The 26,867-nt window shown below is 73.8% G+C and carries 22 protein-coding genes; 13 read left to right on the forward strand and 9 right to left on the reverse strand.

What is annotated here, in order from left to right; translation table 11 throughout:
- Positions 1 to 32: 32 nt before the first annotated feature.
- From cobT to ACF1ED_RS12465, 3 genes are all read left to right on the forward strand, one after another.
- Positions 33 to 1,112: a nicotinate-nucleotide--dimethylbenzimidazole phosphoribosyltransferase gene (gene cobT / locus ACF1ED_RS12455; protein WP_391759766.1), complete on the forward strand. Its 1,080-nt coding sequence runs from the start codon at positions 33 to 35 to the stop codon at positions 1,110 to 1,112.
- A gap of 111 nt (positions 1,113 to 1,223) precedes the next feature.
- On the forward strand, positions 1,224 to 2,984 hold the full coding sequence (locus ACF1ED_RS12460) for a phosphatidylglycerol lysyltransferase domain-containing protein (RefSeq protein ID WP_391759384.1): 1,761 nt from the start codon (positions 1,224 to 1,226) through the stop codon (positions 2,982 to 2,984).
- A complete protein-coding gene (locus ACF1ED_RS12465) occupies positions 2,981 to 3,691 on the forward strand; it encodes a hypothetical protein (RefSeq protein WP_391759386.1) in 711 nt (236 codons plus the stop codon). The genes ACF1ED_RS12460 and ACF1ED_RS12465 overlap by 4 nt, the downstream gene beginning before the upstream one ends.
- Here ACF1ED_RS12465 and ACF1ED_RS12470 read toward each other — a convergent pair.
- On the reverse strand, positions 3,631 to 4,395 hold the full coding sequence (locus tag ACF1ED_RS12470) for a hypothetical protein (protein WP_391759388.1): 765 nt from the start codon (positions 4,393 to 4,395) through the stop codon (positions 3,631 to 3,633). The two genes, ACF1ED_RS12465 and ACF1ED_RS12470, sit on opposite strands and share 61 nt — an antisense overlap.
- Before the next feature lie 76 nt (positions 4,396 to 4,471).
- On the opposite strand from ACF1ED_RS12470, the gene cobS reads away from it, so the two are divergent.
- Both cobS and ACF1ED_RS12480 read left to right on the forward strand, forming a co-directional pair.
- Positions 4,472 to 5,236, forward strand: coding sequence for an adenosylcobinamide-GDP ribazoletransferase (gene cobS, locus ACF1ED_RS12475; protein WP_391759390.1), 765 nt, complete (start codon positions 4,472 to 4,474; stop codon positions 5,234 to 5,236).
- Positions 5,237 to 5,302: 66 nt separating this feature from the next.
- Positions 5,303 to 6,463 (forward strand): hypothetical protein, encoded by a 1,161-nt coding sequence (locus tag ACF1ED_RS12480; RefSeq protein ID WP_391759392.1) that lies wholly within the window; start codon positions 5,303 to 5,305, stop codon positions 6,461 to 6,463.
- 102 nt (positions 6,464 to 6,565) lie between these two features.
- On the opposite strand, the gene ACF1ED_RS12485 is transcribed toward ACF1ED_RS12480, so the two are convergent.
- The 5 genes from ACF1ED_RS12485 to ACF1ED_RS12505 are packed head-to-tail and all read right to left on the reverse strand — an operon-like array spanning position 6,566 to position 13,069.
- Entirely contained in the window at positions 6,566 to 7,354 is a 789-nt protein-coding gene (locus ACF1ED_RS12485; protein ID WP_391759394.1) for an endo alpha-1,4 polygalactosaminidase, read from the reverse strand.
- Positions 7,351 to 7,971, reverse strand: coding sequence for a spherulation-specific family 4 protein (locus ACF1ED_RS12490; protein WP_391759396.1), 621 nt, complete (start codon positions 7,969 to 7,971; stop codon positions 7,351 to 7,353). Before ACF1ED_RS12490 ends, ACF1ED_RS12485 begins: the two co-directional genes overlap by 4 nt.
- A gap of 12 nt (positions 7,972 to 7,983) precedes the next feature.
- Entirely contained in the window at positions 7,984 to 9,411 is a 1,428-nt protein-coding gene (locus ACF1ED_RS12495; protein WP_391759398.1) for a hypothetical protein, read from the reverse strand.
- Positions 9,408 to 10,946 (reverse strand): GT4 family glycosyltransferase PelF, encoded by a 1,539-nt coding sequence (pelF, locus tag ACF1ED_RS12500; protein WP_391759400.1) that lies wholly within the window; start codon positions 10,944 to 10,946, stop codon positions 9,408 to 9,410. Before pelF ends, ACF1ED_RS12495 begins: the two co-directional genes overlap by 4 nt.
- Before the next feature lie 26 nt (positions 10,947 to 10,972).
- Positions 10,973 to 13,069 carry a hypothetical protein gene (locus ACF1ED_RS12505; RefSeq protein ID WP_391759402.1) on the reverse strand — a complete coding sequence of 699 codons (2,097 nt, stop codon included), beginning with the start codon at positions 13,067 to 13,069 and terminating at the stop codon, positions 10,973 to 10,975.
- Positions 13,070 to 13,363: 294 nt separating this feature from the next.
- Here ACF1ED_RS12505 and ACF1ED_RS12510 point away from each other — a divergent pair, with 294 nt between their 5' ends.
- The 6 genes from ACF1ED_RS12510 to ACF1ED_RS12535 all read left to right on the forward strand — a co-directional run bounded on the left by ACF1ED_RS12510 (position 13,364) and on the right by ACF1ED_RS12535 (position 23,130).
- On the forward strand, positions 13,364 to 14,872 hold the full coding sequence (locus ACF1ED_RS12510) for a leucyl aminopeptidase (RefSeq protein ID WP_391759404.1): 1,509 nt from the start codon (positions 13,364 to 13,366) through the stop codon (positions 14,870 to 14,872).
- 283 nt (positions 14,873 to 15,155) lie between these two features.
- Positions 15,156 to 16,544 (forward strand): dihydrolipoyl dehydrogenase, encoded by a 1,389-nt coding sequence (lpdA, locus tag ACF1ED_RS12515; protein ID WP_043222899.1) that lies wholly within the window; start codon positions 15,156 to 15,158, stop codon positions 16,542 to 16,544.
- 63 nt (positions 16,545 to 16,607) lie between these two features.
- Entirely contained in the window at positions 16,608 to 18,371 is a 1,764-nt protein-coding gene (gene sucB / locus ACF1ED_RS12520; protein ID WP_391759406.1) for a 2-oxoglutarate dehydrogenase, E2 component, dihydrolipoamide succinyltransferase, read from the forward strand.
- Positions 18,372 to 18,503: 132 nt separating this feature from the next.
- The gene (locus ACF1ED_RS12525) at positions 18,504 to 19,127 is read left to right on the forward strand and encodes a GntR family transcriptional regulator (RefSeq protein ID WP_031014059.1); all 624 of its coding nucleotides are present in this window, start codon (positions 18,504 to 18,506) and stop codon (positions 19,125 to 19,127) included.
- 274 nt (positions 19,128 to 19,401) lie between these two features.
- The gene (gene aceE, locus ACF1ED_RS12530) at positions 19,402 to 22,113 is read left to right on the forward strand and encodes a pyruvate dehydrogenase (acetyl-transferring), homodimeric type (RefSeq protein ID WP_391759408.1); all 2,712 of its coding nucleotides are present in this window, start codon (positions 19,402 to 19,404) and stop codon (positions 22,111 to 22,113) included.
- 51 nt (positions 22,114 to 22,164) lie between these two features.
- Positions 22,165 to 23,130 carry a helix-turn-helix transcriptional regulator gene (locus ACF1ED_RS12535; protein ID WP_391759410.1) on the forward strand — a complete coding sequence of 322 codons (966 nt, stop codon included), beginning with the start codon at positions 22,165 to 22,167 and terminating at the stop codon, positions 23,128 to 23,130.
- On the opposite strand, the gene ACF1ED_RS12540 is transcribed toward ACF1ED_RS12535, so the two are convergent.
- Complete coding sequence (locus ACF1ED_RS12540) at positions 23,121 to 24,050, reverse strand: SDR family oxidoreductase (RefSeq protein ID WP_391759412.1); 930 nt, start codon at positions 24,048 to 24,050, stop codon at positions 23,121 to 23,123. The genes ACF1ED_RS12535 and ACF1ED_RS12540 overlap by 10 nt on opposite strands.
- 99 nt (positions 24,051 to 24,149) lie before the next feature.
- On the opposite strand from ACF1ED_RS12540, the gene ACF1ED_RS12545 reads away from it, so the two are divergent.
- A complete protein-coding gene (locus ACF1ED_RS12545) occupies positions 24,150 to 24,677 on the forward strand; it encodes a DUF4240 domain-containing protein (protein ID WP_391759768.1) in 528 nt (175 codons plus the stop codon).
- Positions 24,678 to 24,766: 89 nt separating this feature from the next.
- Here the strand turns inward: ACF1ED_RS12545 and ACF1ED_RS12550 are convergent, their stop codons facing one another.
- Entirely contained in the window at positions 24,767 to 25,561 is a 795-nt protein-coding gene (locus ACF1ED_RS12550) for an SDR family NAD(P)-dependent oxidoreductase (RefSeq protein ID WP_391759414.1), read from the reverse strand.
- A 138-nt stretch (positions 25,562 to 25,699) separates the two neighbouring features.
- On the opposite strand from ACF1ED_RS12550, the gene ACF1ED_RS12555 reads away from it, so the two are divergent.
- A complete protein-coding gene (locus ACF1ED_RS12555) occupies positions 25,700 to 26,332 on the forward strand; it encodes a TetR/AcrR family transcriptional regulator (protein WP_391759770.1) in 633 nt (210 codons plus the stop codon).
- On the opposite strand, the gene ACF1ED_RS12560 is transcribed toward ACF1ED_RS12555, so the two are convergent.
- Entirely contained in the window at positions 26,325 to 26,825 is a 501-nt protein-coding gene (locus tag ACF1ED_RS12560) for a GNAT family N-acetyltransferase (protein WP_391759416.1), read from the reverse strand. The genes ACF1ED_RS12555 and ACF1ED_RS12560 overlap by 8 nt on opposite strands.
- Positions 26,826 to 26,867: the final 42 nt, after the last annotated feature.

Raw genomic sequence — 26,867 nt, forward strand, 5'->3', positions numbered from 1 at the left:
GATGTCACAAGGCGGAACCCCCGATGGACCCTCTGAATCTCGACGACTTCTCCGACCTGATCGAGCGCCCCGACGGCGGGATCCGGCGTGACGCCGAGGAACGCCGGGAGCGGCGCGCGGTCCGCGCGGGCGCGCTCGGACGCCTCGACGAGCTGGGCGAATGGCTCTCCGCCGCCCAGTCGGCGGTGCGGGTGCGGGCGATCGAGCACCCCAAGGTGGTCGTCTTCGCCGGCGACCACGGCATCGCCGCGCAGGAGGTGTCGGGCCGCCCGGCCGGCACCGCGCACGTGCTGGTCCGCGAGCTGCTGGACGGCGCGAGCCCGCTGGCGGTGCTGGCCCGCTCGATGGACGTGCCGGTACGGGTCGTGGACGCCGGCCTGGACTGCGACCCGGAGCTGCTGCCGGAGGCGGTGACCCGGCACCGGGTGCGGCGCGGCAGCGGCCGGATCGACGTCGAGGACGCGCTGACGCCAGAGGAGACCGAGGCGGCGGTGCGGCTCGGGATGGCGATCGCCGACGAGGAGGCCGACTCGGGCACCGATCTGGTGGTGCTCGGCGACCTGAGCGTGGGCGGTACGACCCCGGCGTCGACGCTGATCGCGGCGCTGTGCGGGACGGACGCCTCGGTGGTGACCGGGCGCGGCGGCGCGGGGATCGACGACCTGGCGTGGATGCGCAAGTGCGCGGCGATCCGGGACTCGCTGCGGCGGGCCCGGCCGGTGCTCGGCGACCAGCTGGCGCTGCTCGGCGCGGTCGGCGGGGCGGACCTGGCGGCGACGACCGGCTTCCTGCTCCAGGCGGCGGTGCGGCGGATGCCGGTGATCCTGGACGGCGTGGTGGGCGCGGCCTGTGCGCTGGTGGCGCAGCGGGCGGCCTTCCGGGCGCCGGACTGGTGGCTGGCGGGCCAGGTGTCCGGGGAGCCGGCGCAGACGAAGGCGCTGGACCGGATGGCGCTCAACCCGCTGCTCGACCAGGGCGTCCTGGTGGGTGAGGGAACCGGGGCACTGCTCGCGCTTCCCCTCGTCCGGGCCGCGGCGGCACTCGCCGCCGAGCTGCCCGAGCGTCCGGAGCCGACCCCTGCGGACGCGGCCGCCTCCGCCGAGGCGGTCTGACGGGGAGAGCGCCTTTCGATCGGTGAGGCCCGGAGGCGGCCGTCCGCGACGCGCGGGCGGCCGCCTCCGGCGTCGCCGCGCGGGAAGCGATGCCCCATATGATCGCTTTTCATGGGAGAGGTCCGTTTGTCCGCCGAAGGAACGCCCCGGGGCACCGAACGCTCGCGGCGCGGTGCCGCGTTCGCCGTCTGGTACCTCCGCGTCGTCACGTTCATCAACCTCCTGAGTGCCGTCTGGGTCTCCTTCGGGCAGGACCTGCGGCGGCACAACGAGGACAACTACTTCACGCCGTACATGCTGACGGCGGGCTTCGCCTCCGGCGTCTTCACGCTCTTCCTGGCGGTCACCATGCGCCGCCGCAAGCGGGCCGCCTGGATCCTCAACACCGTGCTGAGCGGGCTCTTCCTGCTGCTGTTCGCGCTGGTGATGCTCTTCCCCGAGGTCCGGCAGCACGCCCAGAACTGGGTCTCGCTGGTCCTGACCGCCGCCTTCTTCGCCGCCCTGCTGCTGGGGCGCAAGGAGTTCTACGCGAAGGGCGACCGCTCCAACCCGCTGCTCGCCGCGGTCGTCGCCGTCGGCGGCCTGCTCGTCACCTCGCTGCTCGCCGCCCTCCTGGTCACCGCCACCAACACCGCCTCCGGGCACGCCACCTTCCTGGAGCGCTGGCGGTACGGCGTGATGCGGCTGGTCACGCTGGCCACCGACGACTCCCGCTTCCCCACCATCACCACCCCCGGCTGGGTCGACGTGGTCATCAACGTGATGTCCACCCTGCTGCTCTTCGCGGTGCTCTTCGCCGCCTTCCGCTCCCGCCGGGCGGTCGACCCGCTGACCGAGGAGGACGAGGAGCGGCTGCGGACGCTGCTCGACAAGCACGGGGACCGGGACTCGCTCGGCTACTTCGCGCTGCGCCGCGAGAAGAGCGTGATCTGGTCGCCGAGCGAGAAGGCCGCCGTCGCCTACCGGGTGGTGGGCGGGGTCTCGCTCGCCTCCGGCGATCCGATCGGCGACCCCGAGGCCTGGCCGGGCGCGATCGAGCCGTGGCTGGCCGAGGCCCGCGAGCACGGCTGGATCCCGGCGGTGATGGGCGCGAGCGAGGAGGCCGGGGTGGTCTACGCCCGGCACGGCCTGGACGCCCTGGAGCTGGGCGACGAGGCGATCGTGGAGACGGACGACTTCACCCTGGACGGACGGGCGATGCGGACGGTCCGGCAGGCGTACAACCGGGTCAAGCGGGCCGGGTACGAGGTGCGGATCCGGCGCCACGACGCCATTCCGGACGAGGAGATGGCCGAGCTGCTGCGGAAGGCGGACGACTGGCGGGACGGGGCCACCGAGCGCGGCTTCTCGATGGCGCTCGGCCGGCTCGGCGACCCGCGCGACGGGCGCTGCGTGATGCTGGAGTGCACCGACGGGACGGGCGAGCTGCGGGCGCTGCTCTCCTTCGTGCCGTGGGGGCCGAAGGGGCTCTCGCTGGACCTGATGCGCCGGGACCGCGACTCCGAGAACGGCCTGATGGAGTTCATGGTGATCGAACTCCTCCAGCGCGCGAAGGAGATCGGGATCACTCAGGTCTCGCTGAACTTCGCGATGTTCCGCTCCGTCTTCGAACGCGGCTCGAAGCTCGGCGCCGGACCGGTGCTGAGGATGTGGCGCTCGCTGCTCAGCTTCTTCTCCCGCTGGTGGCAGATCGAGTCGCTGTACCGCGCCAACGCCAAGTACCGACCGATCTGGGAGCCCCGCTTCATGCTCTTCGAGAAGAGCGCCGACCTGCCGCGCATCGGCCTCGCCGCCGGGCGGGCCGAGGGCTTCCTGGAGGCGCCCGGGCTGCCGAAGTGGCTGCACCGCAAGCACTTGGCGGGCGGGCGTTGACCTCCGCCGTACGGCGGTTCGCCCGGCGCGAGTGGGGGCCGCTGGCCTCCACCGTGCGCGCGGGATTCGCGGCCCGCCGGTGGAGGGCGGTGCCGCTGACCCTCACGGCGGTCTGCCTCACCGCGCTCTTCCAGTTCGTCCAGAACCAGGCCTGGGGGTACGGGCCGGTACAGGCGATCGGCGCGGTGCGGGCCGAGGACCCGCTGTGGCAGGCCCTGCTGCGCACCCCCCTCTCGCTCTTCGTCCCCGCGCTCGACCTGCCCGTCTGGGGCGCGCTCGCCCAGGTCCTGCTGGTCTTCGGGATCGCGGAGCTGTGCCTCGGGCGGCGGCGGACGCTGGGGATCGCCTATCTGGCGACCCTGTGCGGGACCCTGTACGCGCGCGTGGGCATCGCCCTGGGCCCCGGCACCCCCTTCGGGCTCCCGGCCTCCGACGCGCAGGTGGTGGACACCGGCCCCTCGGCGGCGGTGGTCGGGCTCGCCGTCTACGTCTGCTGGCGGCGGCGGGCGTACTGGACGGGCGCGGCCGTCGTGGCGGCGATGGTGGTCGAGGTGGTCGTCAAGCCGAACCTCGCGGGCAAGGAGCACCTGGCGGCCATCGCGGGCGTCCTCGTGCTGATCGGCGTGCGGGCCCGGTGGCGGCGGGGTCAGGGCGAGCCGGCCCCCCGGCCGGGGACGCGCTCCTGGAAGCCGCCGATCAGGTCCTGAACCTTCCGCCGCACCCGCGTCCAGCGCTTGTCGTGCCGGTAGGCGCGGACCGTGCCCCGGGCCCGGGTGCGGTGGCGGCGGCCGTAGAGGCGCCGCCACCACCAGGAGCCGGGGCGGGCCAGCCGCAGGGCGCCGACGAGCGCCACGAAGGGCACGAAGACCCCGATGAGCGCCATCCGCAGCTTGCCCTTGACCAGGGTGACGAGGATGAGGACGAAGTTCAGGACCAGGGTCAGGATGAAGCCCACCCGGTCCTGCCGCTCCTCCTCCGTGACGCCGTCGACGCCGAGCGGCGAGAAACCGCTGAGGGGCAGCAGCATGAGGGCGGCGGTGAGGACCACGACCTCGACGCTCTGCCGCCCCTCCTCCGACCAGTACACGTCGTCCAGGTGGAGGATGAGCGCGAACTCGTCGAGGACGAGCCCGGCGCCGATCCCGAAGACGACGGCGAAGGCCGCCGCGCCGAAGCCGTGCCGGCCGCTGGCGACGGCCCCGAAACCGCCGAGCACGGTGAGGACCACACCGGGCACGACGTGATGGATGTGGAGCCCGCCCGAGGAGACGTTCCCGAACGGGCCCTTCCCCGCGCGGATCAGCCGGGTGACCGTCCGGGTGACCAGGAAGGTCAGGACGAAGGAGGTCAGCGCGAGGAGCATCGGGAGCTTTCCCGGCTCCAGGATGTTGCGGGAGAACCAGTGACCCATGCCACCCCGTTCCGAAATGCGGCACTTGTCCGATAGGCGCAATCTACCGCCCCGGCCCGGCGATTACCCTGCCCGGATGGACGGCCTGCGTTTCGCCTTCGGCACCCTCACCGTGTTCCCCGCCCGCATCACCCGCTGGGACCGGGACGCGGCGCGCGCCGGCATGCTCTGGGCGCCGGTCGCCGGACTCGTCGTCGGCCTCGCCTCCGCCGCGGTCGGCGGGGTGCTCCTGCCGCTCGGCGCCGGGCCGCTGATCGCCGCCGTCGTCACCGTCGCCGTGCCCGCCGTGCTCACCCGGGGCCTCCACCTCGACGGCCTCGCCGACACCGCCGACGGGCTCGGCAGCGCCAAGCCCGCCGAGGACGCGCTGCGCATCATGAAGCAGTCCGACATCGGGCCGTTCGGCGTCATCGCCCTCGTCCTCGTCCTGCTCGCGCAGGTCGCGGCCGTCTACGAGCTCTACGGCGAGGGCTGGGCGCACGGCGCGGTCGCCGTCGCGCTGGCCGCCACGGTCGCCCGGCTCGCCCTCACCCACGCCTCCCGGCACGGCGTCCCCGCCGCCCGGCCCGAGGGCCTCGGCGCGATCGTCGCCGCCACGGTGCCGGTCCGCTCCGCGACCCTCTGCACGGCCGCCGTCCTCCTCCTCGCCGCCGGCACCGGCCTCCTCCTCTCCCCGTACGACTCCGTCCACGCCGTCCTCGCCGCCGGCGCCGGCCTCGCCGCCGCCGCCCTCCTGCTGCGCCGCTGCGTCCGCCGCTTCGGCGGCGTCACCGGCGACGTCTTCGGGGCGGTGGAGGAGACGGCGGCGACGGCGACGCTGGTGGCGCTGACGCTGGGCTGACCGCCCCTCGGCCCCTTCGTGCCCCCCGGCGGGCGACCCCCCGCCGCCTCCGGCGATCATCTCCCCATGCCCAGAAGACTCGCTCGCTCCGCCGCCGCCCTCGCCGCCATCTCCCTGCCGCTGACCGCCTGTTCGGCGGGCGGGCGGAGCGACGGCCCGCCGGCACCCGCGGCGACCGCCACCCACCCGGTCTTCGGCCAGAAGACGGACCGGCAGGTCTTCCTCGCCGTGCGCGAGACGCAGAAGGCGGGGACCGCGCGCTTCACCCAGAAGCTGACCTTCGAGGGGAAGAAGGGCAGCGTCGCGCGGACGATGACCGGCGGCCTGGACTTCGCCGGGGACCGCGGCCGCGTCGAGGTCGCCTGGGTGCTCCCCGCCGGGACCCCGCGGAAGGTGCGCACCGCGCTCCTCGGCTCCACCCCCGCGCTGGAGGACGGCGACGCGTCCGGCACCTACCTGATCTCCCGCGACCGGACCCGCTACCGGGCGGCCTCCTCCCCGTACTGGCTCGACTACGCTCCCGAGGACACCGCCGACGCCTTCACCGGCAACGATCCCCTGGAGTTCCTGCGCGGCAGCGAGGCCCCGGTCGGCGGCACCCTCCTGGAGGCGCTGACGGCCGGAAAGGCGAGCGCGCACCGGGAGGGAGCGGCCGGCGGCCGCACCTACCGGGCCGAACTGTCCGACAGCGCGCTGCCGCTGCTCTTCCCGGCCGACCTGCACGCCCACCTCGTCCTTCCGGGTCCGAGCGCGGCGCTGCGCCCGCCCGTCCCGCTCACCGTCGACGTGGACGCCCAGGGGCGCGTCACCCGCGCCAGGATCACCGTGAAGGACGCGTTCCGCGAGGACGGCGACCTCTCCGGCTTCACCACCCTCACCGTGGACCTCGCCCTCACCGGGCACGGGGCCTCCGCGCCCTCCATGGCCACCGACGGCAAGGTGCTGAAGGCGGCGGACACGGTGCGGGACATCGCGGAGGTCGAGAAGGGCGGCTGCGCCGACTTCGCCACCGGTCAGCGGAGCAGCCGCCAGGTGGTGACCGTCCCCTGCGCCGGGCCCCACGACGCCCGGATCCTCGGCCAGCACCGGATCGCGCCCGGCGCGGACGACGACGCCACGCAGGCCCGCGGCCAGGCGGTCTGCGGGCCGGGCGTCTGGGCGTGGTGGGTGCGGCCGGAGAAGGGCACCGGCCCCGAGGTGCGGACCACCTGCTACGAGGTCTCCTAGGGCCCGGCCGACCATGGGCGCCGGACCAGGCCGGGCCGTTCGGCCGTGCGGCGAGCGCGCGGGCCGGGCGGGCCGGACCCGGCGGGAACGGTCGGACGGGCCCTAGCAGGTCCGGCGCCAGGCGCCGAGGTCGTAGTGCTTCTGGAGGGAGCTGAGCTCCAGCTCCCTGGAGGTGGCGCAGAACTGGCGGGGGGTCAGTTCGTACTCGGCGTGGAAGACGGGTTTGCCGGCGGCGGTGAAGGGGGCCAGGCGGTGGCACTCGTCGTACTCGGCGCACTGCTCGTTGACCGCGAAGTCGAAGTCGGGGAGGAGCTGGGGGATCTGGTCGAGGTCGTTCTTGAGGCCGACGGCCAGTCCCCGTTCGTGGGCGAGGCGGGCGATCAGGCGGTTGTAGCGGAGCTGGTCGGCGGCGGTGAGGGGGAAGCCGGTGCGGTTGCGGTAGCCGTCCATGTTGTCGGGCTCCACCGCGTCGAAGCCCTTGGCCCGGCACATGTCGATCCGCTCGGTCATGAGGGGTTCGAGGACGTCGGTGCGGCGGATGTCGAGCCAGCGCTCGCCGTCCCAGCCGTTGCCCTCGCCGAGGACGGACTCCGGGAAGCGGCCGGCGTCGGGGCGGAAGTCCTCCCAGGCGCCGGTGGAGAGGTAGCAGATCACCTTCCGGCCCCGGCGGTGCAGGTCGGCGACGGTCGCGGCCGGGTGGTCGAAGCCGTCGATGTCGTAGACCGGGACGTCGACGGTCGGGTCCAGCCGGCCGCTGAGCTGCCACTGCCAGGCCAGGCCGGCCGTCGGGCGCCAGCGCTCGCCGTCCGGCTTGGGGTCGGGGGCGGATCCCGTGGTGCAGGCCGTGGCGAGGAGGAGCAGGGCCGCGAGGAGGGGGAGGAGGCGTCTCATCGGGCGAACTCCGGGATGTCGTGCGGCAGGGTGCCCCAGGGGTGGGCGCCGGTCCCCGGGACCGCGCAGTGGATCCCGGTGGCGGGGCGGAAGCCGGGCGGGGCCGCGTAGACCAGGTGGCAGTGGTGGGGGGCGGCCGGCAGGTCGAGGTCGCGGTACGTGTCCCAGGGGCCCTCGAAGGTGACCAGCAGGTCGGCCAGTTCGGCGTACCCCTCGTCGGGGTGGGTGCCGTGGTTGAGGACGAGGGTCGCGGCGCCCGCGGCCCGGGCGGCGACGGCGAGCCGCCGGTAGTGCGGCAGGGCGTCGGGTGCGGTCGCCACCTGGTCGAGGAAGGCCCCGTCGGCGCCGTACCAGTCGCGGTGGCGGAGCAGGTCGGCGACGACCTCGGCGTGCGGGCGGCGGCCGTAGGCGGTGTCCGCGTACCCCAGGATCCGCACCCCGGCGGCGCGCAGCCGGCCGGCGGCCTCGGCGAAGGCCGGGTCGGGGGCCTCGCCGGCGCCGTTCGCCGGGTTGAGGACGACGCCGTGGAGGATCGGCGCGGCCGCGACCAGGGCCGCCCAGCCCTCGGGGCGGTCGGTGGGGTGCTCGTAGAAGGGCACCAGGAGGAAACGATTCATTCGCCGGGCTTCCTAGGGGCGGTGGGCGGTCGGTCGTACCAGCAGAACACGGCTGAGGACGGCCAGCACGGCCGCCGCTCCCCCGGCGGCGAGCGGGCCCGCCGCCGGTTCGAGGGTCTGCGCGGCGGCGGCCAGCAGGCAGACCGCTGCCGCCGTGGTGACGGCGCCGAAGGCCTGGAGGAGCAGTCCCAGCCAGAGCACGGCGCCGATGAGGAGGAGGAGCGGCAGCCGGTCCGGGGCGGGCCGGGGGGCCGCGGGCCACAGCAGGGCCGCGGCGAGGGCGAGGGCGAGCAGCACGGTCAGGTAGCCGCCGAGGCAGAGGACGAGGGTGCCGGTGGCGGCGCGGCGGAACTCGCGGGCGGTGGTGAGGGTCCGCAGCCGGGCGAGACCGGCGCCCCGGAAGCGGTGCAGCAGCCACTCGGCGGGCCCCATGGAGAGGGTGAGCGCGATGACCGCGCCGCCGCCGGCGGCCAGGGAGTCGCCGAGCCCGGCGTGGAGCACGAGCACCCCGCTGCCGAGCCCGAAGAGGCCGTACGGGACGGAGGCGGCGAGCGGCGGCCCGCCCCGCCCGGCGGCGCCGCGCGCGGTGCCGGGGCGCAGCGCGCGGGCGGCGACGAGGCAGGCGGCGGTGAGCGAGAGGGCCGGCAGGGCGACGCGCAGCGGGTCGGGCAGGTCCCAGCGGAGGGCGGGGAGGGCGCCGGCGAGCGGCAGCAGGGTGGCGAGCAGGGCCCGTTCGCGGCCGAGGACGAGGAGGACGGTGGCGGCGGCGAGGTAGAGGGACTGCCCGGCGGCGAAGACGGCGGCGGGCAGTTCGCCGTCGCGGGCGGCGGCGACGGCGACGGCGGTGCCGGCGAGCGCGCCGGCCGGGGCGCCGGTGAGCAGGGCGCGGGCGGCGGCGGCCCGGTCGCCGAGGCCGAGCCAGGTGTGGGCGCGGTGGGAGAGGGCCTGGTTCCAGACCCAGCCGGTGAGGGCCCCGGCGAGCAGCGGCACGGTGCCGGCGGGCAGTCCGTACCGCCCCTGGGGCCCGGCGAGCAGCGGGCCCGCCAGGACGTAGGCGAGGCCGGGCAGGGCGAAGACGAGGCCGCGGAGCAGGCAGCCGCCGAGCCCTTCGGACCAGGCCGGGCCGTCGGCGGTCCTCGGGGAGGGGCGGGGGCGGGACCGCTCCACGCGCGCGTACAGGTCCTCGGCGAGCGCGAAGGAATCGTTCCGCCCGTAGGTGAGGCGGATGTGGTCGTCGGTCATGCCGTCGGATTCGAGGAGCGCGGCTATCTCGTCCGGATGGACGGCGGCGGCGGCGAACGCGTCGAGCCGGGCGGCGAGTTCGTCGAGGGGGTCGGCGGCGGTGCCGGGCCCGGCGGGCGCCTCGGCTTCCGGGGGCCGGGGCACGGCCGGCAGGGGCGGGGTGGTGGTCGGGGGCTTCAGCCAGAGGGAGCCGCTCATGCCGGGGTGCCTTCGGGGACTCGGGGCGCGCCGCGGCGCGGGGAGGGGATGCTGACGCGCAGCGGGGCGGGGGCGGGCGCCGGCAGGGGGGCGCGGGGGGCGGCGAGTTCGCGGTAGATGCGGCGGAAGCCGTCGACCGAGCGGTGCAGGGTGAACTCGTCGATGACCCGCTGCCGGGCCTGCCGGCCGAGTGCGGCGCGGCGGGCGCCGTCGCGCAGCAGGGCGGAGACGGCGGCGGCCATGACGGCCGGTTCGCGGGGCGGGACGACGACGCCGGCGTCGCCGACCGCCTCCCGCACCCCTCCGACGTCGGTGGAGACGGTGGCCCGGCCGCAGGACATGGCCTCGATGAGGGAGAAGGGGAAGCCCTCGCTGATGGAGGAGAGCACCACCACGCTGCCGGCGGCGTAGGCGGAGGGCACGTCGGAGACGCGGCCCTCGAAGGAGACGCCGTCGGCGACGCCGAGTTCGGCGGCCAGCTTCTCCAGGAGGGTGCGGTAGTCCTCGTTGCCCGCGGGCACGGGGCCGAAGAGGCGGAGCCTCAGCTCGGGGAGTTCGGCGCGGGAGATGGCGTACGCCCGGATCAGGGTCTCCAGGTCCTTGATCGGGTCGACCCGGCCGCACCAGCTGAGCGTCGGGGTCTCCGGCTCGGGTCCGGCCTCGGGGAAGAGGGCGGGGTCGACGCCGTTGTAGACGGTGCGGATGCGGTCGGCGGGGGCGCCGCCGCGCTCCTCCCAGCGCCGGTTGTACTGGTTGCAGGGGGTGATGAGGTCGGCCTGGCGGTAGCCGAGCGAGTTGAGCTCGCGGTAGAAGCCGAGCATGAGGGCCTTGACGGGCCAGCGCTGGGTCTCGGTGCGGTAGCCGAGGTAGCGCTCGCGGAGGTAGATGCCGTGTTCGGTGAGCAGGAAGGGCACCCCTTCGAAGTGCTGCGCGGCGAGCGCGGGCAGGGTGGCGAGGCCGCTGGAGACGGCGTGCGCCACGCTGCCGTCGGCTATCCGGGCGCCGAGCGGCCGCAGGGCGTGTTCGAGCAGGTCGGTGGCGGTGAGGGCGTCGTGGACGGTGGGCCCGGCCGCACGCGTCGGCAGGTGCGGCATGGTCCAGATCCACATGAGGGAGCGCAGGGCCGCCTCGGAGCGCAGGGCCGGGGTGAGCCGGCCGTCGCGGGCGAGGGCGGCCAGCTCGTAGAGGCCGGCGGCGAGGTCGTGGCCGGCCTCCGGGTCGAGGAGGGCCAGCAGGAAGTGCTCGTACGCGGCGAGGAAGCGGCGGCGCTCGCGCCCCCTCGGGGGCCGGCGCGCCCGGGTGGGCGCGGCCGGTCCCCGGGGGTGGCCCCAGAGGGGGAACGCGGTGTGCCGGGCGATGTTGGGCGGCAGTTCCCAGGTGACGGGTTCGCGGCCGCTGCCGGTGAGGGCGAGGATCTCGAAGGTGACCTCGGGCATGCCCCGGACGAGCTGGTCGCACCAGGTGCTGACGCCGCCGTGGACGTGCGGATAGGTGCCTTCGGTGAGCATGGTGACGTGACGGCCACTGCTCGGCATGTGCGTGTCCCCCCAGAACGTGCTGGTCAGGCGGTCGGGAGCTGGAGCGTGACGGCGGTCTGGAGCAGTTCGGGCGCGGTCCAGTCGGAGCGGCTGCCGGCGTAGGCGGTGCCGAAGGCGGTGGTGCCGAGGAGGAGTTGCCTGCGGGTGCCCTCGGGGGCGGTGACGGGGACCTGGACGCCGGCGGGCGCCTTGACGGTGACCGTGGTGCCGATGCGGTAGGCGGTGACCTTGCCGGCGGCGAGGGCTGCGTCCCAGGCGTCGCGGCGGGTCAGCTCGGTGCCGACGTCCTTCTGGCGGGGGTTCACGATCGGGGTGTTGCCGGCGAAGAGCGCCCGGTAGTCGGCGAGGACCTGGTCGAGGACCGGGTAGAGGAGGCGCTCCTCGGCCAGGTTCGACTGGTGGACGTAGTGCGGCCGGGGGTCGTTGGCGACGACGTGGGCGAGGGCGGTCCTGGCCTCCTGCGGGACGATGTGCGTCGCGTACCCGGTGGCCGTGTCGAGCGGGGCGGGCAGGCAGGTGGAGGCGGGGTTGTCCTCGCAGGCGCCGCTGCCGCCGTCGGCGCGGGAGGTGTAGATCCAGTTGTACTCGTCGGCCATCTCGGCGGCGGTGCCGACGTTGTAGTAGACGTTCATCGGGTGCCGGGGGACGGTCTTGGCGGCGCCGACGGCCCGCTGGCGGGACTCGCGGGAGTTGTCGCTGGCCGTCCACTTCACGCCGTTGTCGGCGAGGGCGCCGGCCAGGTGGGGGTTGTCGGCGGGCTGCTGGGGCAGGGTCTTCAGGCCGGAGTGCTCGCCGGTGACGAGTTCGGAGCGGTCGACGGAGATGCCCTTGCCCACAGCCCAGTCGAGGTTGTTCCGGATCTGCGCGGAGAGTTCGGCGCGGCTGACCCAGAGGGTGTTGCCGGAGGCGTCGGTGGCGCACCGCCAGGGGACGGTGGTGTTGTCCTGGACGCAGCCGAGGTAGGGGTGGGTGTAGGTGTGGTTGACCCAGCGGTACCGGGCGCGGTCGGCGATCAGCCGGGCGGCGAGCGGGTCGGTGCCGCCGTGCTCGGCCTTCCACTGCTCGCCCTGGCCGCCGTTGTAGACCATGTCGAGGGTGAAGCCGGAGGCCTTCTGCCAGGCGGCGGCGTAGGTGGCGTCGGCGGCGGTCATCCGGATGGGGTTCTCGGCCTCCGGGTCCCCGCCGACGCAGTCGAGGTCGCCGGGGGTGCAGTTGCGGACGGCGTCCCAGCGGGCGTCGGGGGCGAGGACGTCGTCGACGTGGACGGAGAGGTAGTTCCGGGACCGTCCGAGGTGGACGCCCTGGGTGAGCCATTCGACGATGCCGCGGGAGAGGGCGCGGAACTGCCGCTGGTGCTGGTTGTAGGCGAAGGTGACGACCAGCTCGCGGCGGCCGTCGGCGGCGTACTCGCCGACCAGGCTGGCCCGGCCGCCGCCCGCCGCGCCGCCGACGGGGATGTCCACGAGGCTGGTGAAGCCGGCCCGGGGGCGGCCCGCGTAGCCGTAGCTCTCGGAGACCGCCGGGTCGTTGTCCTCGAAGGTCAGGCTGCCGGCGAGGTAGCCGAAGGGGCCGGCCTTCCCGGCCGGGGTGACGCCGGCGGTGACGCCGTCGAGGACGCCGGACCAGCCGCCGTCGGTGGTGTAGTCGAGGCCGACGCCGGGGTGGGACCAGGTGTACGCGTCGACCTGCGGGACGCCGAAGGTCCGCTCGTACGCCTGGAGGGCGGTGTGCTCGGCGGAGTCGGGGCCGAAGGCGGTCTCGTGGGGCAGGACGACGCCCTGGTACCGGGCGCGGGGCCGGCCGTCGACGGTGTCGCTGAGGAAGGCCGGGGTGAGGACGGGCCGGTCCGGGTCGTTCAGGTCGAGGGTGCGGTACGGGACGCCGGAGCCCTTCAGCTCGGCGGTGATGGCCTCGATCGCGCTGCCGCCGTCGTCGACGACCAGGACGGTGAGGTCGATCCGGGGCGCGGGGGCGGCCGCGGCCTGCGCGGACGGCACCACGGTGGCGAGGAGCGCGGCGGCCGCGAGCGCCCCCGCCGCACGGCCCGCGCGGCGCGGCACCCCCTCGTTTCCGGACTTCCTCGGCGCGGCCGCGGGCGTGCGGGATCTGTTCGCGTGCATGGTGTGGTGTCCCCCCTCGGCAGGTCTCCCGGGGCGGGGGGACCTGTGGAGATGAAGCGAAGGCGTGGGTGCCGCGCTTGCGTGAATGAGGCGAGTTTGGCGGCGGAGCGGAAGCCGGAAGGACAAACATGAAAGAGACACCTCGGATGAGTGAATCGACGCCGCGGTGAGCGAACGCGGCGAGCGAGCGTAGGCTCGTTCTCGGCGCTCATCGGGCCGAAATACGATGCGGCGGGCTCGGTCGGCCCATCCCTCGACCGCCACAGAACTCAATGGAAGCGAGAATTCACCACCGTGACTGCTCTCACTCTCAGCACTGCCGGAGCGGCGACGCTGCGTGCCGACGCCCTCGTCGTCGGCGTCGCGAAGTCCGGGAAGGCGCTCGTCGTCGCCCCGGGCGCGGAGGCCGTCGACAAGGCGTTCGACGGCCGGCTCGCCGCCGTCCTGGAGACCCTGGGTGCCTCGGGTGGAGAGGGTGAGGCGACCAAGCTCCCCGCGCCCGCCGGCCTGAAGGCCCCCGTCGTCCTCGCCGTCGGCCTCGGCTCCGCCCCCGAGGACGGCGAGTCGTACGGCTCCGAGACCCTGCGCCGCGCCGCCGGCACCGCCGCCCGCGCCCTGTTCGGCTCGAAGAAGGCCGCGTTCGCGCTGCCGGTCGCCTCGGCCGAGGACGCCGGCGCCGTCGCGGAGGGCGCGCTGCTGGGCGCGTACTCCTTCGACGCCTACCAGGAGCAGGCGAAGGACGGCAAGAAGCCGCTGGCCGAGGTGGCGCTGCTCGGCGCCAAGCCGCGCGACAAGGCCCACAAGGCCGCCGCGGACCGCGCCCTGGCCGTGGCCGAGGAGATCAACCGCGCCCGCGACCTCATCAACACCCCGCCGAACGACCTCACCCCCGCCGCCTTCGCCGCCGCCGCCCAGGCCGCCGGCAAGGAGCACGGCCTCAAGGTCCAGGTCCTCGACGAGAAGGCGCTCGCCAAGGGCGGCTACGGCGGCATCCTCGGCGTCGGCGCCGGCTCGGAGAACCCGCCGCGCCTGGTCCGCATCGCCTACACCCACCCGAAGGCGGAGAAGACCCTCGCCCTGATCGGCAAGGGCATCACCTACGACTCGGGCGGCATCTCCCTCAAGCCGGCCGGCCACAACGAGACGATGAAGTGCGACATGAGCGGCGCCGCCGCCGTGTTCTCCACCGTCGTCGCCGCGGCCCGCCTCGGCCTGGAGGTCAACGTCACGGCGTGGCTCGCCCTCGCCGAGAACATGCCGTCCGGCTCCGCCACCCGCCCGGGTGACGTGCTGCGCATGTACAGCGGCAAGACCGTCGAGGTCCTCAACACCGACGCCGAGGGCCGGCTCGTCCTCGCGGACGCCATCGCCAAGGCGTCCGAGGAGCACCCGGACGCGATCGTCGACGTGGCGACCCTGACCGGCGCCATGGTCCTCGCGCTCGGCGACCGGACCTTCGGCATCATGGCCAACGACGACGACTACCGGACCGCGATCCACGACATCGCGGGCGAGGTCGGCGAGCAGTCCTGGCCGATGCCGCTCCCCGCGGACCTGCGCAAGACCATGGACTCCCCCACCGCCGACATGGCGAACATGGGCGTCCGGATGGGCGGCGGCCTGATCGCCGGCCTCTTCCTCCAGGAGTTCGTGGGCGAGGGCATCACCTGGGCCCACCTGGACATCGCGGGCCCGGCCTTCCACGAGGGCGCCCCGTACGGCTACACCCCCAAGGGCGGCACCGGCTCCTCGGTCCGCACCCTGGTCCGGCTCGCCGAGCTGACGGCGGCCGGCGAGCTCTGAGCACACCGGTGACGGAAGGGCCCCGGGCACCGCGCCCGGGGCCCTTCCGCGCGTGTTCGCCGACGACGAAATCCGTAGCTTCGTACGCCCTGGTGGGTGGCCGGACGGAGGATCGCCCGGTCTCATCAACCGGCCCCGCGTCCCGCCATCCGTCAACAAGTGCGAAGATGGGTTCTCGGCAGGACAGGGCCCCCACCACAGGGCCGACATAATGCGGCCGGACACCAGCCGCCGCCCGGTCACCGAAGACCGGCGACGAGCGCACATGCATGGAGGACGTGACGTGGCGAACGACGCCAGCACCGTTTTCGACCTAGTGATCCTCGGCGGCGGTAGCGGCGGTTACGCCGCGGCGCTGCGCGGAGCGCAGCTGGGCCTGGACGTCGCACTGATCGAGAAGAACAAGCTCGGCGGCACCTGCCTGCACAACGGCTGCATCCCGACGAAGGCCCTGCTCCACGCCGGCGAGGTCGCCGACCAGGCGCGCGAGGCGGAGCAGTTCGGTGTCAAGGCCTCCTTCGAGGGCATCGACATCAAGGGCGTGCACAAGTACAAGGACGACGTGATCTCGGGCCTCTACAAGGGTCTGCAGGGTCTCGTCGCCTCCCGCAAGGTCACCTACATCGAGGGCACCGGCCGGCTGTCCTCCCCGACCTCCGTCGACGTCGACGGGCGCCGGGTCGAGGGCCGTCACGTCCTGCTCGCCACCGGTTCCGTGCCGAAGTCCCTGCCGGGCCTGGAGATCGACGGCAACCGGATCATCACCTCGGACCACGCCCTCACCCTGGACCGTGTGCCGGAGTCCGCCATCATCCTCGGCGGCGGTGTGATCGGCGTCGAGTTCGCCTCGGCGTGGAAGTCCTTCGGCACCGACGTGACGGTGATCGAGGGCATGAAGCACCTCGTCCCGGTCGAGGACGAGAACAGCTCGAAGCTGCTGGAGCGCGCCTTCCGCAAGCGGGGCATCAAGTTCAACCTCGGGACGTTCTTCCAGAGCGCCGAGTACACCGAGAACGGCGTGAAGGTCACCCTCGCGGACGGCAAGACCTTCGAGGCCGAGGTGCTGCTCGTCGCCATCGGCCGCGGCCCGGTCTCGGCCGGCCTCGGCTACGAGGAGCAGGGCGTCGCGATGGACCGCGGCTACGTCCTGGTCGACGAGTACATGCGCACCAACGTGCCCACGATCTCCGCGGTGGGCGACCTGGTCCCGACCCTCCAGCTCGCGCACGTCGGCTTCGCCGAGGGCATCCTGGTGGCGGAGCGGATCGCCGGTCTCAAGGCCGTGCCGATCGACTACGACGGCGTGCCGCGGGTGACGTACTGCCACCCCGAGGTCGCCTCCGTCGGCATCACCGAGGCCAAGGCCAAGGAGATCTACGGCGCGGACAAGGTCGTCGCCCTCAAGTACAACCTCGCGGGCAACGGCAAGAGCAAGATCCTCAAGACCGCGGGCGAGATCAAGCTCGTCCAGGTCAAGGACGGTGCCGTGGTCGGCGTCCACATGGTCGGTGACCGCATGGGCGAGCAGGTCGGCGAAGCGCAGCTGATCTACAACTGGGAGGCGCTGCCGGCCGAGGTCGCGCAGCTCATCCACGCCCACCCGACGCAGAACGAGGCGCTCGGCGAGGCCCACCTGGCCCTGGCCGGCAAGCCTCTGCACTCCCACGACTGACGCTCACGTCACTCACAGGGCGCGACGACCAACTTCCGCAATTCGTTAGGAGCAACTGAAACCATGTCGGTTTCCGTAACCCTGCCGGCGCTCGGCGAGAGCGTCACCGAGGGCACCGTCACCCGCTGGCTCAAGGCCGAGGGCGAGCGCGTCGAGGCCGACGAGCCGCTGCTCGAGGTCTCGACCGACAAGGTCGACACCGAGATCCCCGCCCCCGCCTCCGGCATCCTCGCCTCCATCAAGGTGGCCGAGGACGAGACCGTCGAGGTCGGCGCCGAGCTCGCCATCATCGACGACGGCACGGGCGCCTCCGCGGCCGCCCCGGCCCCCGCGGCCGAGGCCGCTCCGGCCCCGGCCGCCGAGGCCCCGGCCGCGCCGGCGCCGCAGGCCACCCCGTCCACCGAGGTGCAGGAGCCGGCCCCGGCCCCGACCGCCGAGGCCGCCGCCGGCGGCGGTTCCGCCGAGGGCACGGACGTGGTCCTGCCCGCGCTGGGCGAGTCCGTCACCGAGGGCACCGTCACCCGCTGGCTGAAGTCGGTCGGCGAGACCGTCGAGGCCGACGAGCCGCTGCTCGAGGTCTCCACGGACAAGGTCGACACCGAGATCCCGGCGCCCGCCTCCGGCGTGCTCCTGGAGATCGTCGTCGGTGAGGACGAGACCGCCGAGGTCGGCGCCAAGCTGGCCGTCATCGGTGCCGCGGGTGCCGCTCCGGCCGCTCCGGCTCCGGCCGCCGCCGCTCCGGCTCCGGCCGCTCCGGCTCCGGCTGCCGCCCCGGCCGCCACCGCTCCGGCCGCGCCCGCCGCCGCCCCGGCGCAGGCTCCGGCCGCCCCGGCCGCGCCGTCGATCGCCCCGGCCGTGGTCACCCCGGTCCCGGCCGCCCCGGCCGCCGCTCCCGCCCCCGCGGAGGACGGCGCCTACGTGACCCCGCTGGTCCGCAAGCTCGCCACCGAGAACGGTGTCGACCTGGCGGCCGTCAAGGGCTCCGGCGTCGGTGGCCGCATCCGCAAGCAGGACGTCCTCGCGGCCGCCGAGGCCAAGAAGGCCGCCCCGGCCCCCGCCGCCGCTCCGGCCGCCGCGTCGAAGGCCCCCTCCCTGGAGGCCTCCCCGCTGCGCGGCCAGACGGTCAAGATGACCCGCATGCGCAAGGTCATCGGCGACAACATGATGAAGGCCCTGCACAGCCAGGCCCAGCTGACCTCGGTCGTCGAGGTCGACATCACCAAGCTGATGAAGCTGCGCGGCCGTGCGAAGGACTCCTTCGCCGCCCGTGAGGGCGTCAAGCTCTCCCCGATGCCGTTCTTCGTGAAGGCGGCGGCCCAGGCGCTGAAGGCCCACCCGGTCATCAACGCCCGGATCAACGAGGACGAGGGCACGATCACCTACTTCGACACCGAGAACATCGGTATCGCGGTGGACTCCGAGAAGGGTCTGATGACCCCGGTCATCAAGGGCGCGGGCGACCTCAACATCGCCGGCATCTCCAAGAAGACCGCGGAGCTGGCGGCCGCCGTGCGCGCCTCGAAGATCACGCCGGACGACCTCGCCGGCGCGACCTTCACCATCTCCAACACCGGTTCGCGCGGTGCGCTGTTCGACACCGTCATCGTCCCGCCGAACCAGGTCGCCATCCTGGGCATCGGCGCCACGGTGAAGCGCCCGGCCGTCATCGAGACCGCCGAGGGCACCGTCATCGGCATCCGCGACATGACCTACCTGTCGCTCTCCTACGACCACCGTCTGGTGGACGGCGCCGACGCCGCCCGCTACCTGACGGCCGTCAAGGCGATCCTGGAGGCCGGCGAGTTCGAGGTGGACCTCGGTCTGTAGGCCCCGGTGGGGCTTCGCGCCCCGGAGGCAACGTAACGAGCCTCACCAGCGGTGTCCCCGTCCGGATGTGTGTCCGGGCGGGGACACCGCCGTATTGTCTAAGGGTCACGAAACTCCCGGAGGAGCCGCTCCATGACCGTCCCCGTCGTCCACTCGCTGCGCGAGCAGATCCGCGAGCACATCGTGGAGGGGATCGTCAGCGGCCGCTGGAAGCCGGGCGAGCGGATCGTGGAGCGCCGGATCGCGACCGAGCTGGAGGTCTCCCAGACGCCGGTCCGCGAGGCGCTGCGCGAGCTGGAGTCGCTGCGGCTGATCGAGTCGGCGCCGAACAAGGGCGTCCGGGTGCGCAATCTCACGGCGGCGGACCTGGAGGAGAGCTACCCGGTCCGGGCCGGCCTGGAGCAGATCGCGGCCGAGCTGGCCGCGCCCCGGCTGTCGGCCGACTGCTCGACCCTGGAGCCGCACGTGGCGGCGCTGTACGAGGCGGACGCGACCTCCGACGGCACGGCGCAGGTCCGGCACACGGTGGCCTTCCACCGCGAGCTGGTGAAGGCGGCCGGCAACAGCGTGCTGCTGCACACCTGGGAGGGGCTGGGCATCGAGGTCTTCACCGCCCTGTCGATCCGCTGGCTGGGCACGGTGCAGAAGTCGTACGCGGAGGAGCACCAGGAGCTCGTGGAGGCCTTCCGTCGGGGCGATCCGAACATCGGGGCCCTGGTGAAGGCCCACGTCCTGGGTTGCGCACCCCGCGCCTGAGGCGTTCCCGCAGGTCAGAGCCCCGCTTCGGCGGGGCTTCCGGCGTCCGGGGGCCGTTTCCGGACCGTTCGAAAAGTCGGCACCGGGTGCCCCTTTCCGCGGCACCCTGTGCCGACTTTCTCGATCTGAAGAGGTTTCCTGCTTCAACCCTTTGATCGATCATCGATCGGCGGTTTACAGTTTCGGGCGGGCCGCTACCCGGCCCTTCGCCCTGTCCTGCCAGACAAGGCCACCGTTTTTATCTCCACCCCCATCTGTCCGGAAGGCGGCGATCATGACCGATCCCGTAGGCAAGATTCCGAGCGAGCTCGACCAGCTCCCGGACCGTGACACCGAGGAGACCGCCGAGTGGGCGGCCTCCCTGGACGCCGTCACCAAGGCCGCCGGCCCCCACCGGGCCGCCTACCTGATGCGCCGCACGCTCCAGCACGCCGAGGGCGCGGGCCTGGCCCTGCCCAAGCTGCTGGAGACGGACTACCTCAACACCATCCCCACCTCCTCCGAGCCCGTCATCGACGGCGACGAGGAGATGGAGCGGAAGATCACCGCGTGGAACCGCTGGAACGCGGCCGCGATGGTCACCCGCGGCTCCAAGCACGGCGTCGGCGGCCACATCGCCACCTTCGCCTCCGCGGCCTGGCTCTACGAGACCGGCTTCAACCACTTCTTCAAGGGCAAGGAGTCCCAGAGCGCTCCCGGCTCCGGCGACCAGCTCTACATCCAGGGCCACGCCTCCCCCGGCATCTACGCCCGCGCCTTCCTCGACGGCCGCCTGGACGAGTCGCACCTCGACAACTTCCGGCAGGAGTCGGGGGGCAACGGCCTGCCCTCCTACCCGCACCCGCGGCGCCTGCCCTGGCTGTGGGAGTTCCCCACCGTCTCCATGGGCCTCGGCCCGCTCTCCGCGATCTACCAGGCGCGCTTCAACCGCTACCTGACCAACCGCGCCATCAAGGACGTCTCCGCCTCGCACGTGTGGGCCTTCCTCGGCGACGGCGAGATGGACGAGCCCGAGTCGACCGCCGCCCTCGCGCTGGCGGCCCGCGAGGGTCTGGACAACCTGACCTTCGTCATCAACTGCAACCTGCAGCGCCTCGACGGCCCGGTCCGCGCCAACTTCAAGATCGTGCAGGAGCTGGAGGCCCAGTTCCGCGGCGCCGGCTGGAACGTCGTGAAGACCCTCTGGGGCAACGCCTGGGACGAGCTGTTCGCGCTCGACACCACCGGCGCCCTGGTCCGCCGCCTCCGCGAGGTGCCGGACGCGCAGGTCCAGACGTACCAGACCCGCGACGCCGCCTACATCCGTCAGGACTTCTTCGGCAAGGACCCGGCGCTGGTCGCGATGGCCCAGCTGCTCTCGGACGACAAGATCCTGGAGTGCTTCCACCTCTCGCGCGGTGGCCACGAGCCGCGCAAGGTGTACGCCGCGTACAAGGCCGCCCTGGAGTTCAAGGGCGCCCCGACCGTGATCCTGGCGCAGACCGTCAAGGGCTTCACCCTCGGTGAGGGCTTCGCGTCGAAGAACGCGAACCACCAGATGAAGAAGCTGAGCACGGACGAGTTCAAGAACATGCGTGACCTCCTCGAACTCCCCATCTCGGACGCGCAGTTCGTCGACGGCGTGGTGCCCTACGGCCACCCGGGCGCCGACTCCCCCGAGGTCCGCTACCTCAAGGAGCGCCGCGCGGCCCTCGGCGGCCCCGCCCCGGCCCGCCGCGTGCACCCGGTCGCCCCGCTCCCGGCCCCGTCCGAGAAGGCCTTCGCCTCCTTCGACAAGGGCTCCGGCTCGCAGTCCATCGCCACCACGATGGCCTTCGTGCGCCTCGTGAAGGACCTGGTCCGCGACAAGGAGACCGGCAAGCGCTGGGTCCCGATCGTCCCGGACGAGGCCCGCACCTTCGGCATGGAGTCCCTCTTCCCCTCGCTCGGCATCTACTCGCCGAAGGGCCAGACGTACGAGCCGGTCGACCGCGACCAGCTGATGTACTACAAGGAGGCCGTCAACGGCCAGATCCTGAACGAGGGCATCACCGAGGCCGGCTCGATGGCCGACTTCATCGCCGCGTCGACCGCGTACTCCACGCACGGCGAGACGATGATCCCGTTCTACATCTTCTACTCGATGTTCGGCTGGCAGCGGACCGCCGACCAGATGTGGCAGCTCGGCGACCAGCTCGGCCGCGGCTTCCTCGTCGGCGCCACCGCCGGCCGCACCACCCTGACCGGTGAGGGCCTGCAGCACGCCGACGGCCACTCCCCCGTCATCGCGGCCACCAACCCGGCCGCCCTGACCTACGACCCGGCCTTCGCCTACGAGGTCGCGGCCATCGTCAAGGAGGGTCTGCGCCGGATGTACGGCGAGGCCGCGCCGGGCGAGGACCAGGACGTCTTCTACTACCTGACGGTCTACAACGAGCCGATGCCGCAGCCGGCCAAGCCGGGCCACGCGGGCGTCGACGAGGGCATCGTCAAGGGCCTGTACCGCTTCAACACCGCCGAGTCGGCCGGCCTGACCGTGCCGGCCAACGCGCCGCGGATCCAGCTGCTCGGCTCGGGCACCGCGATCCACTGGGCCCTGGAGGCGCAGAAGCTGCTCGCCGAGGAGTGGGGCGTGGCCGCCGACGTGTGGTCCGCCACCTCCTGGACCGAGCTGCGCCGCGACGCGCTGGAGGCGGACGCCGCCCTCCTGCGCGGCGAGGAGCGGGTGCCCTACGTGCGCCAGGCCCTCGCGGGCGTCGAGTCGCCGGTCCTGGCGGTCTCCGACTACATGCGCCAGGTCCCGGACCAGATCGCGCAGTGGGTCGAGCAGGACTACTCGTCGCTGGGCGCCGACGGCTTCGGCCTCTCGGACACCCGCGCCGCGGCCCGCCGCCACTTCGGCGTCGACGCGCAGTCGATCGTGGCCGCCTCGCTGGCCCGGCTGGCCCGCCGCGGCGAGGTCCCGGCGACGGCCGTGAAGGAGGCGCGCGAGCGCTACGGCCTGTAAGGCCCGGGGCCGGCCGGTCCGGCTGTCGGTGGCGGCGCGCATGATGGGATCATGCGCGCCGCCCGCCTCATCAAGATGGTCCTGCTCCTCCAGAACCGCGCCTCCATGACGGCGGCCGAACTCGCCGCCGAGCTGGAGGTGTCGGAGCGGACCGTCACCCGTGATGCCCTCGCCCTCTCGGAGGCGGGGGTTCCGGTGTTTTCGGAGCGGGGCAGGACCGGCGGGTACCGGCTGGTCGGCGGGTACCGGACGCGGCTGACCGGGCTCGCGAAGGACGAGGCGGAGGCGCTGTTCCTCTCGGGGCTGCCGGGCGCGCTGCGGGACATGGGGCTCCAGGACGCCGCCTCGGCGGCCCGGCTGAAGGTCTCGGCGGCGCTGCTGCCCTCGCTGGCGGACGCGCCGGGGTCGGCGGCCCGCCGGTTCCACCTGGACGCGCCCGGCTGGTACCAGGAGCCGGTGACGCCGGAGCTGCTGCCGGCGGTGGCGGAGGCGGTCTGGGACGACCGGTCGCTGTCGGTGCGCTACCGGCGGCGGGACGGCGAGGAGGTCGAGCGGGAGCTGGCGCCGTACGGGCTCGTCCTGAAGGCGGGGGTCTGGTACGTGTGCGCCCGCGCCGGGAGCGCGTACCGCACCTACCGGGTGGACCGGTTCACGGCGGTGGCGGTCGGCGGGGAGCGCTTCGAGCGGGACCCCGGTTTCGACCTGGCGGCCTTCTGGGCGGAGCGGGCGGCCGAGTTCGCGCGCTCGCTGCTGCGGGCCGAGGTGGTGGTGCGGCTGACGGAGGCGGGGGCGCGCCGGCTGCCGCACGTGACGGACCGGGCGGCGGCCGGGGAGGCGCTGGCGGGGGCCGTGCCGGAGGGGGACGGCCGGGTGACGGCGACGCTGCGGGTGGAGAGCGAGGACGTCGCCTTCGGCCAGCTGTTCGGGCTCGGGCCGGAGGCGGAGGTGGTGGCCCCCGCCTCCTTGCGCGCCCGTTTCGCCGAGGCGGCGCGGACGGCGGCGGAGCGCTACCGGTAGTCCTCGACCCGGGTGTCCGGGTCGGTCTCCTTGGCGAGGATGAAGCCCCAGGAGTCGGGGCGGGAGCCGTCCTCGTCGGTGAAGCCGTACTCCTTCGCGAGCTGTCCGCTGTCGAGCGACCGTCCGTTCCAGCGGGCGCGGTCGGGGTCGGCGGCGAGGGCGGCGACGGCGCGGCCGACGTAGACGGGGGACTCGGAGACGGCGAAGTCGGGGAGCTGGGCGGTGGCGTCCCGCCAGTTCTCCTCGGTGACGCCGAAGTGGGCGAGCATCTGCTCGGAGCGGAGCCAGCCGGGGCTGACGGAGACGGCGGTGCCGCCGCTGTCGGCGAGTTCCTTCGCGAGGCCGAAGGCCATCCGGATGGGGGCGTTCTTGGCGAGGTCGTAGAAGAGGTTCTCGCGGTAGTGCGTGCCGTTGTACGCGGTGGTGCCGTCGGTGACCTCGACGACGAGGCCGCCGGGGTGGCGGTTGAGCAGGGGCAGGGCGGCGTGGGAGGTGATGAGGTGGGTCCGCACGCCGAGTTCGAGCATCCTGAGGCCGGCGGCGAGGTCGACGTCCCAGGTCCTCTTGCCGAAGGTGTCGACGATGAGGTGTTCGCCGCCCCAGACGTCGTTGACGAGGACGTCGAGCCGGCCGTGGTCGCGGTCGATCCGGTCGACCAGGGCGCGGACCCGGTCGGGCTCCAGGTGGTCGGTGGGGACGGCGACGCCCTCGCCGCCGGCGGCGGTCACCAGTTCGGCGGTCTCCTCGATGGTCTCGGTGGCGCGGCCGACCTCGCTGACCCTCTCGCGGGTGGTGCGTCCGGTGACGTAGACGGTGGCTCCGGCGGCGCCGAGCTGGACGGCGATGGCCCGTCCGGCGCCCCGGGTGGCCCCGGCGACGAGGCAGATCCGTCCGTGCAGCGGCTTCTTCTCGGTGGTCATGGCTCTCAGCCTGGCAGCGATACCCGACATCTTCTGTCCGGATGGAATCCCGGGTTTCCGGGTGCGTCGCGGTCGTGGAGACAGGATGCTGGTCCCGTGATGGACGAGACCGAGTTCTGGGAGATCATCGACGCCGCCCGCGCGGACGCCGGGGGCGACTCCGAGGAGCAGGCGGATCTGCTCGTGGAACGGCTGACCCGGCTGGATCCGGACACGGTGCTCGACTACGCGCGCCATTTCGAGGCCCGGTTCAACCGCGCGTACCACTGGGACGTGTGGGGCGCGGCGGCGGTGCTGCTCGACGGGGCCGGGGCGGGCGAGGAGGGTTTCGACGCCTTCCGCTGCTGGCTGATCGGCCAGGGCCGGGAGGTGTACGAGGGCGGTGTCGCCGATCCGGACGAGCTGGCGGAGCTCCTGGAGGATTTCGATCCCGAGCTGGACGGGGACGGCGAGGAGATCGGGTTCGCGGCGGACGAGGCGTACGAGACGCTGACCGGCACGGAGACCCCGGACCTGGGCCTGGTGATGCCGTACGGGGAGCCGGAGGGCGCGCCGCTGGACCTGTCGGACGAGGCGGCCCTGGCGGCCCGGCTGCCCCGGCTGTGGGGGCGCTTCGGGGCGGGGTAGGCGGGCCGGCCCCGTCCTCCCGGGCGTGCCTCGTCTTCCCGGGCATGCCGAAGGCCCCGGCGGGGAGCCGGGGCCTTCGGCGGCGGGGCTCAGAAGTGGGTGCCGCCGTCGACGCGGACCTCGGTGCCGGTGATGAAGCGGCCGTCCTCGCTGGCGAGCATCGCGACGACGCCGGCGACGGTCTCGGGACCGGCGAAGCCCTGTCCGAGGGCGGGGGCGAGCTTCATGAAGAGCGACATGTCGGCGTCGGCGGGCAGGCCGGGGCCGGTGGACTGCTTGCTGGCGCCGGAGCCGTCGGTCATGCCGGAGGAGATGGAGCCGGGCTGGACGGCGGTGAAGCGGATGCCCCGCTTGGCGTACTCGGCGGCGAGCGCGTGGGTCATGGACTGGATGCCGCCCTTGCTGGCCGCGTAGGCCGCCATGTAGGGATGGGCGAACACCGCGGAGGTCGAGGAGAAGTTGACGACGGCGGAGCCGTCGCCCTCCAGGAGCGCCGGGATCGCCTCGCGGATCACGAGGAAGGTGCCGGTCAGGTTGATCCGGATCACCTGCTCGAAGGAGTCGAGGCCGGTCTCGTGGGTGTGCGAGGAGCGGAGCACCCCGGCCGCGTTGACCAGCACGTCCAGGCCGCCGAGGGCCTCGACGGCGGCGGCGACGCCGGCGCGGACCGACTCCTCGTCGGCGACGTCCACGACGACCGTGGTGAGGCGGTCGGCGGTGTCCCCGGCCTTGGCGGCGGTGTCCTTCAGGCCGTCCTCGCTGATGTCGGCGGCGACGACGCGGCCGCCCTCGGCGAGCATGCGCAGGACGGTGGCCTGGCCTATGCCGGAGCCGCCGCCGGTGACGAGCGCGCGGCGTCCTTCGTAACGGGTGAGCTGGTTCATGGCGGCGACCTCTCGATGTCAAGCTTCCTTGCTTGATGTCCACCGTACGCCCGAGTGGCACGTTTTGCCACTACTGCATTCCGTGTAGACATGGGGCGGGGGCCGTACCCTCGTACGGTGAGCAACCGAACCGAGCCGATGACCGCGACGCCCTCCCTGACCCAGCGCCGCAAGGCCGCCACCCAGCTGGACATCGCCCGCGCGGCGGCCGGGCTGTTCACCGAGCACGGGCCCGACGGCACCACCGCGGAGGCCGTCGCCCAGCGGGCCGGGGTCGCGCTGCGCACCTTCTACCGCTACTTCCGCTCCAAGCAGGACGCCGTCGCCCCGCTCCTCGCGGGCGGCGCCGACCGCTGGCGGGAGTCCCTCGCCGCCACCGCGCCGGGCGTCCCGCTGCGGGCCGCGCTGGAGGGCTCGATCGCCGCCTCCCTCACCCCGGTGGACGAGGCCGGGGCGGAGGGACTGCGCTGGACCCGGGGGCTGCTGCGCGCCTCGGCCGAGGACCCGGCGCTGCGGGCCGTCTGGTACCGGGTCAACCAGGAGTCGGAGGAGCGGCTGCGCGAGGTCCTGGCCGCCCTCGCCGGACCGGAGGCGGACCCGCTGGAGGTACGGCTCGCCGCCGCGGCCGCCACCGACGCGATCCGCGTCGCCCTGGAGAGCTGGGCCGAGTCCGACGCCCCCGTCGAGGGCCCCGGCTCCCCCGCCGCCCTCGCCCTGCGCTGCCTGCGCGAACTGATGGGCGGGGTGGCGCTGTGGAGCGCGCCTAGCTGAGGGAGCGGCCCATCAGGACGTCGTCGACGGGCGCGCCGCCGAGGACGAACTCGCCCGGGAGGACGCCCTCGACCACGAAGCCCTCGGCCTCGTAGAGCGCGCGGGCCGGGACGTTGTGCCCGAGGACCCGCAGGGTGATCCGGGTGGCCCCGTCGGCGCGGGCCTTCGCGAGGGCGGCGCGCAGCAGGGCGCGGCCCACCCCCTGGCCGCGGGCCTCGTCGGCGACGGCGAGGCCCTGGATCTGGCGGACGTGGGCGTTGCAGTCGAGCGGCGTCGGCCGCCCCACCCGCACGTACCCGAGGAGGGCCCCGGCCCGCTCGGCGACCAGGTGGTCGGCGGGCCGGTGGCGCTCGTCGAAGAAGGGCGGGTACGGCTCCGAGGGCGCGGGCAGCACCGCGTGGAGCGGCGACCAGGCCGCCCGGTCCAGCCGCCCCAGCGGCTCGGCGTCGCCCGCCCGGGCGCCTCGGATCACGAAGGTCTCCGGCACGGTCATGACGGCCACTCTGCCACGCCTCCGCCGCCGGCGGGCGGACAC

Origin of the sequence: Streptomyces sp. NPDC014656, assembly GCF_043084305.1 — a bacterium.
In the GTDB taxonomy this organism is placed as follows: domain Bacteria; phylum Actinomycetota; class Actinomycetes; order Streptomycetales; family Streptomycetaceae; genus Streptomyces.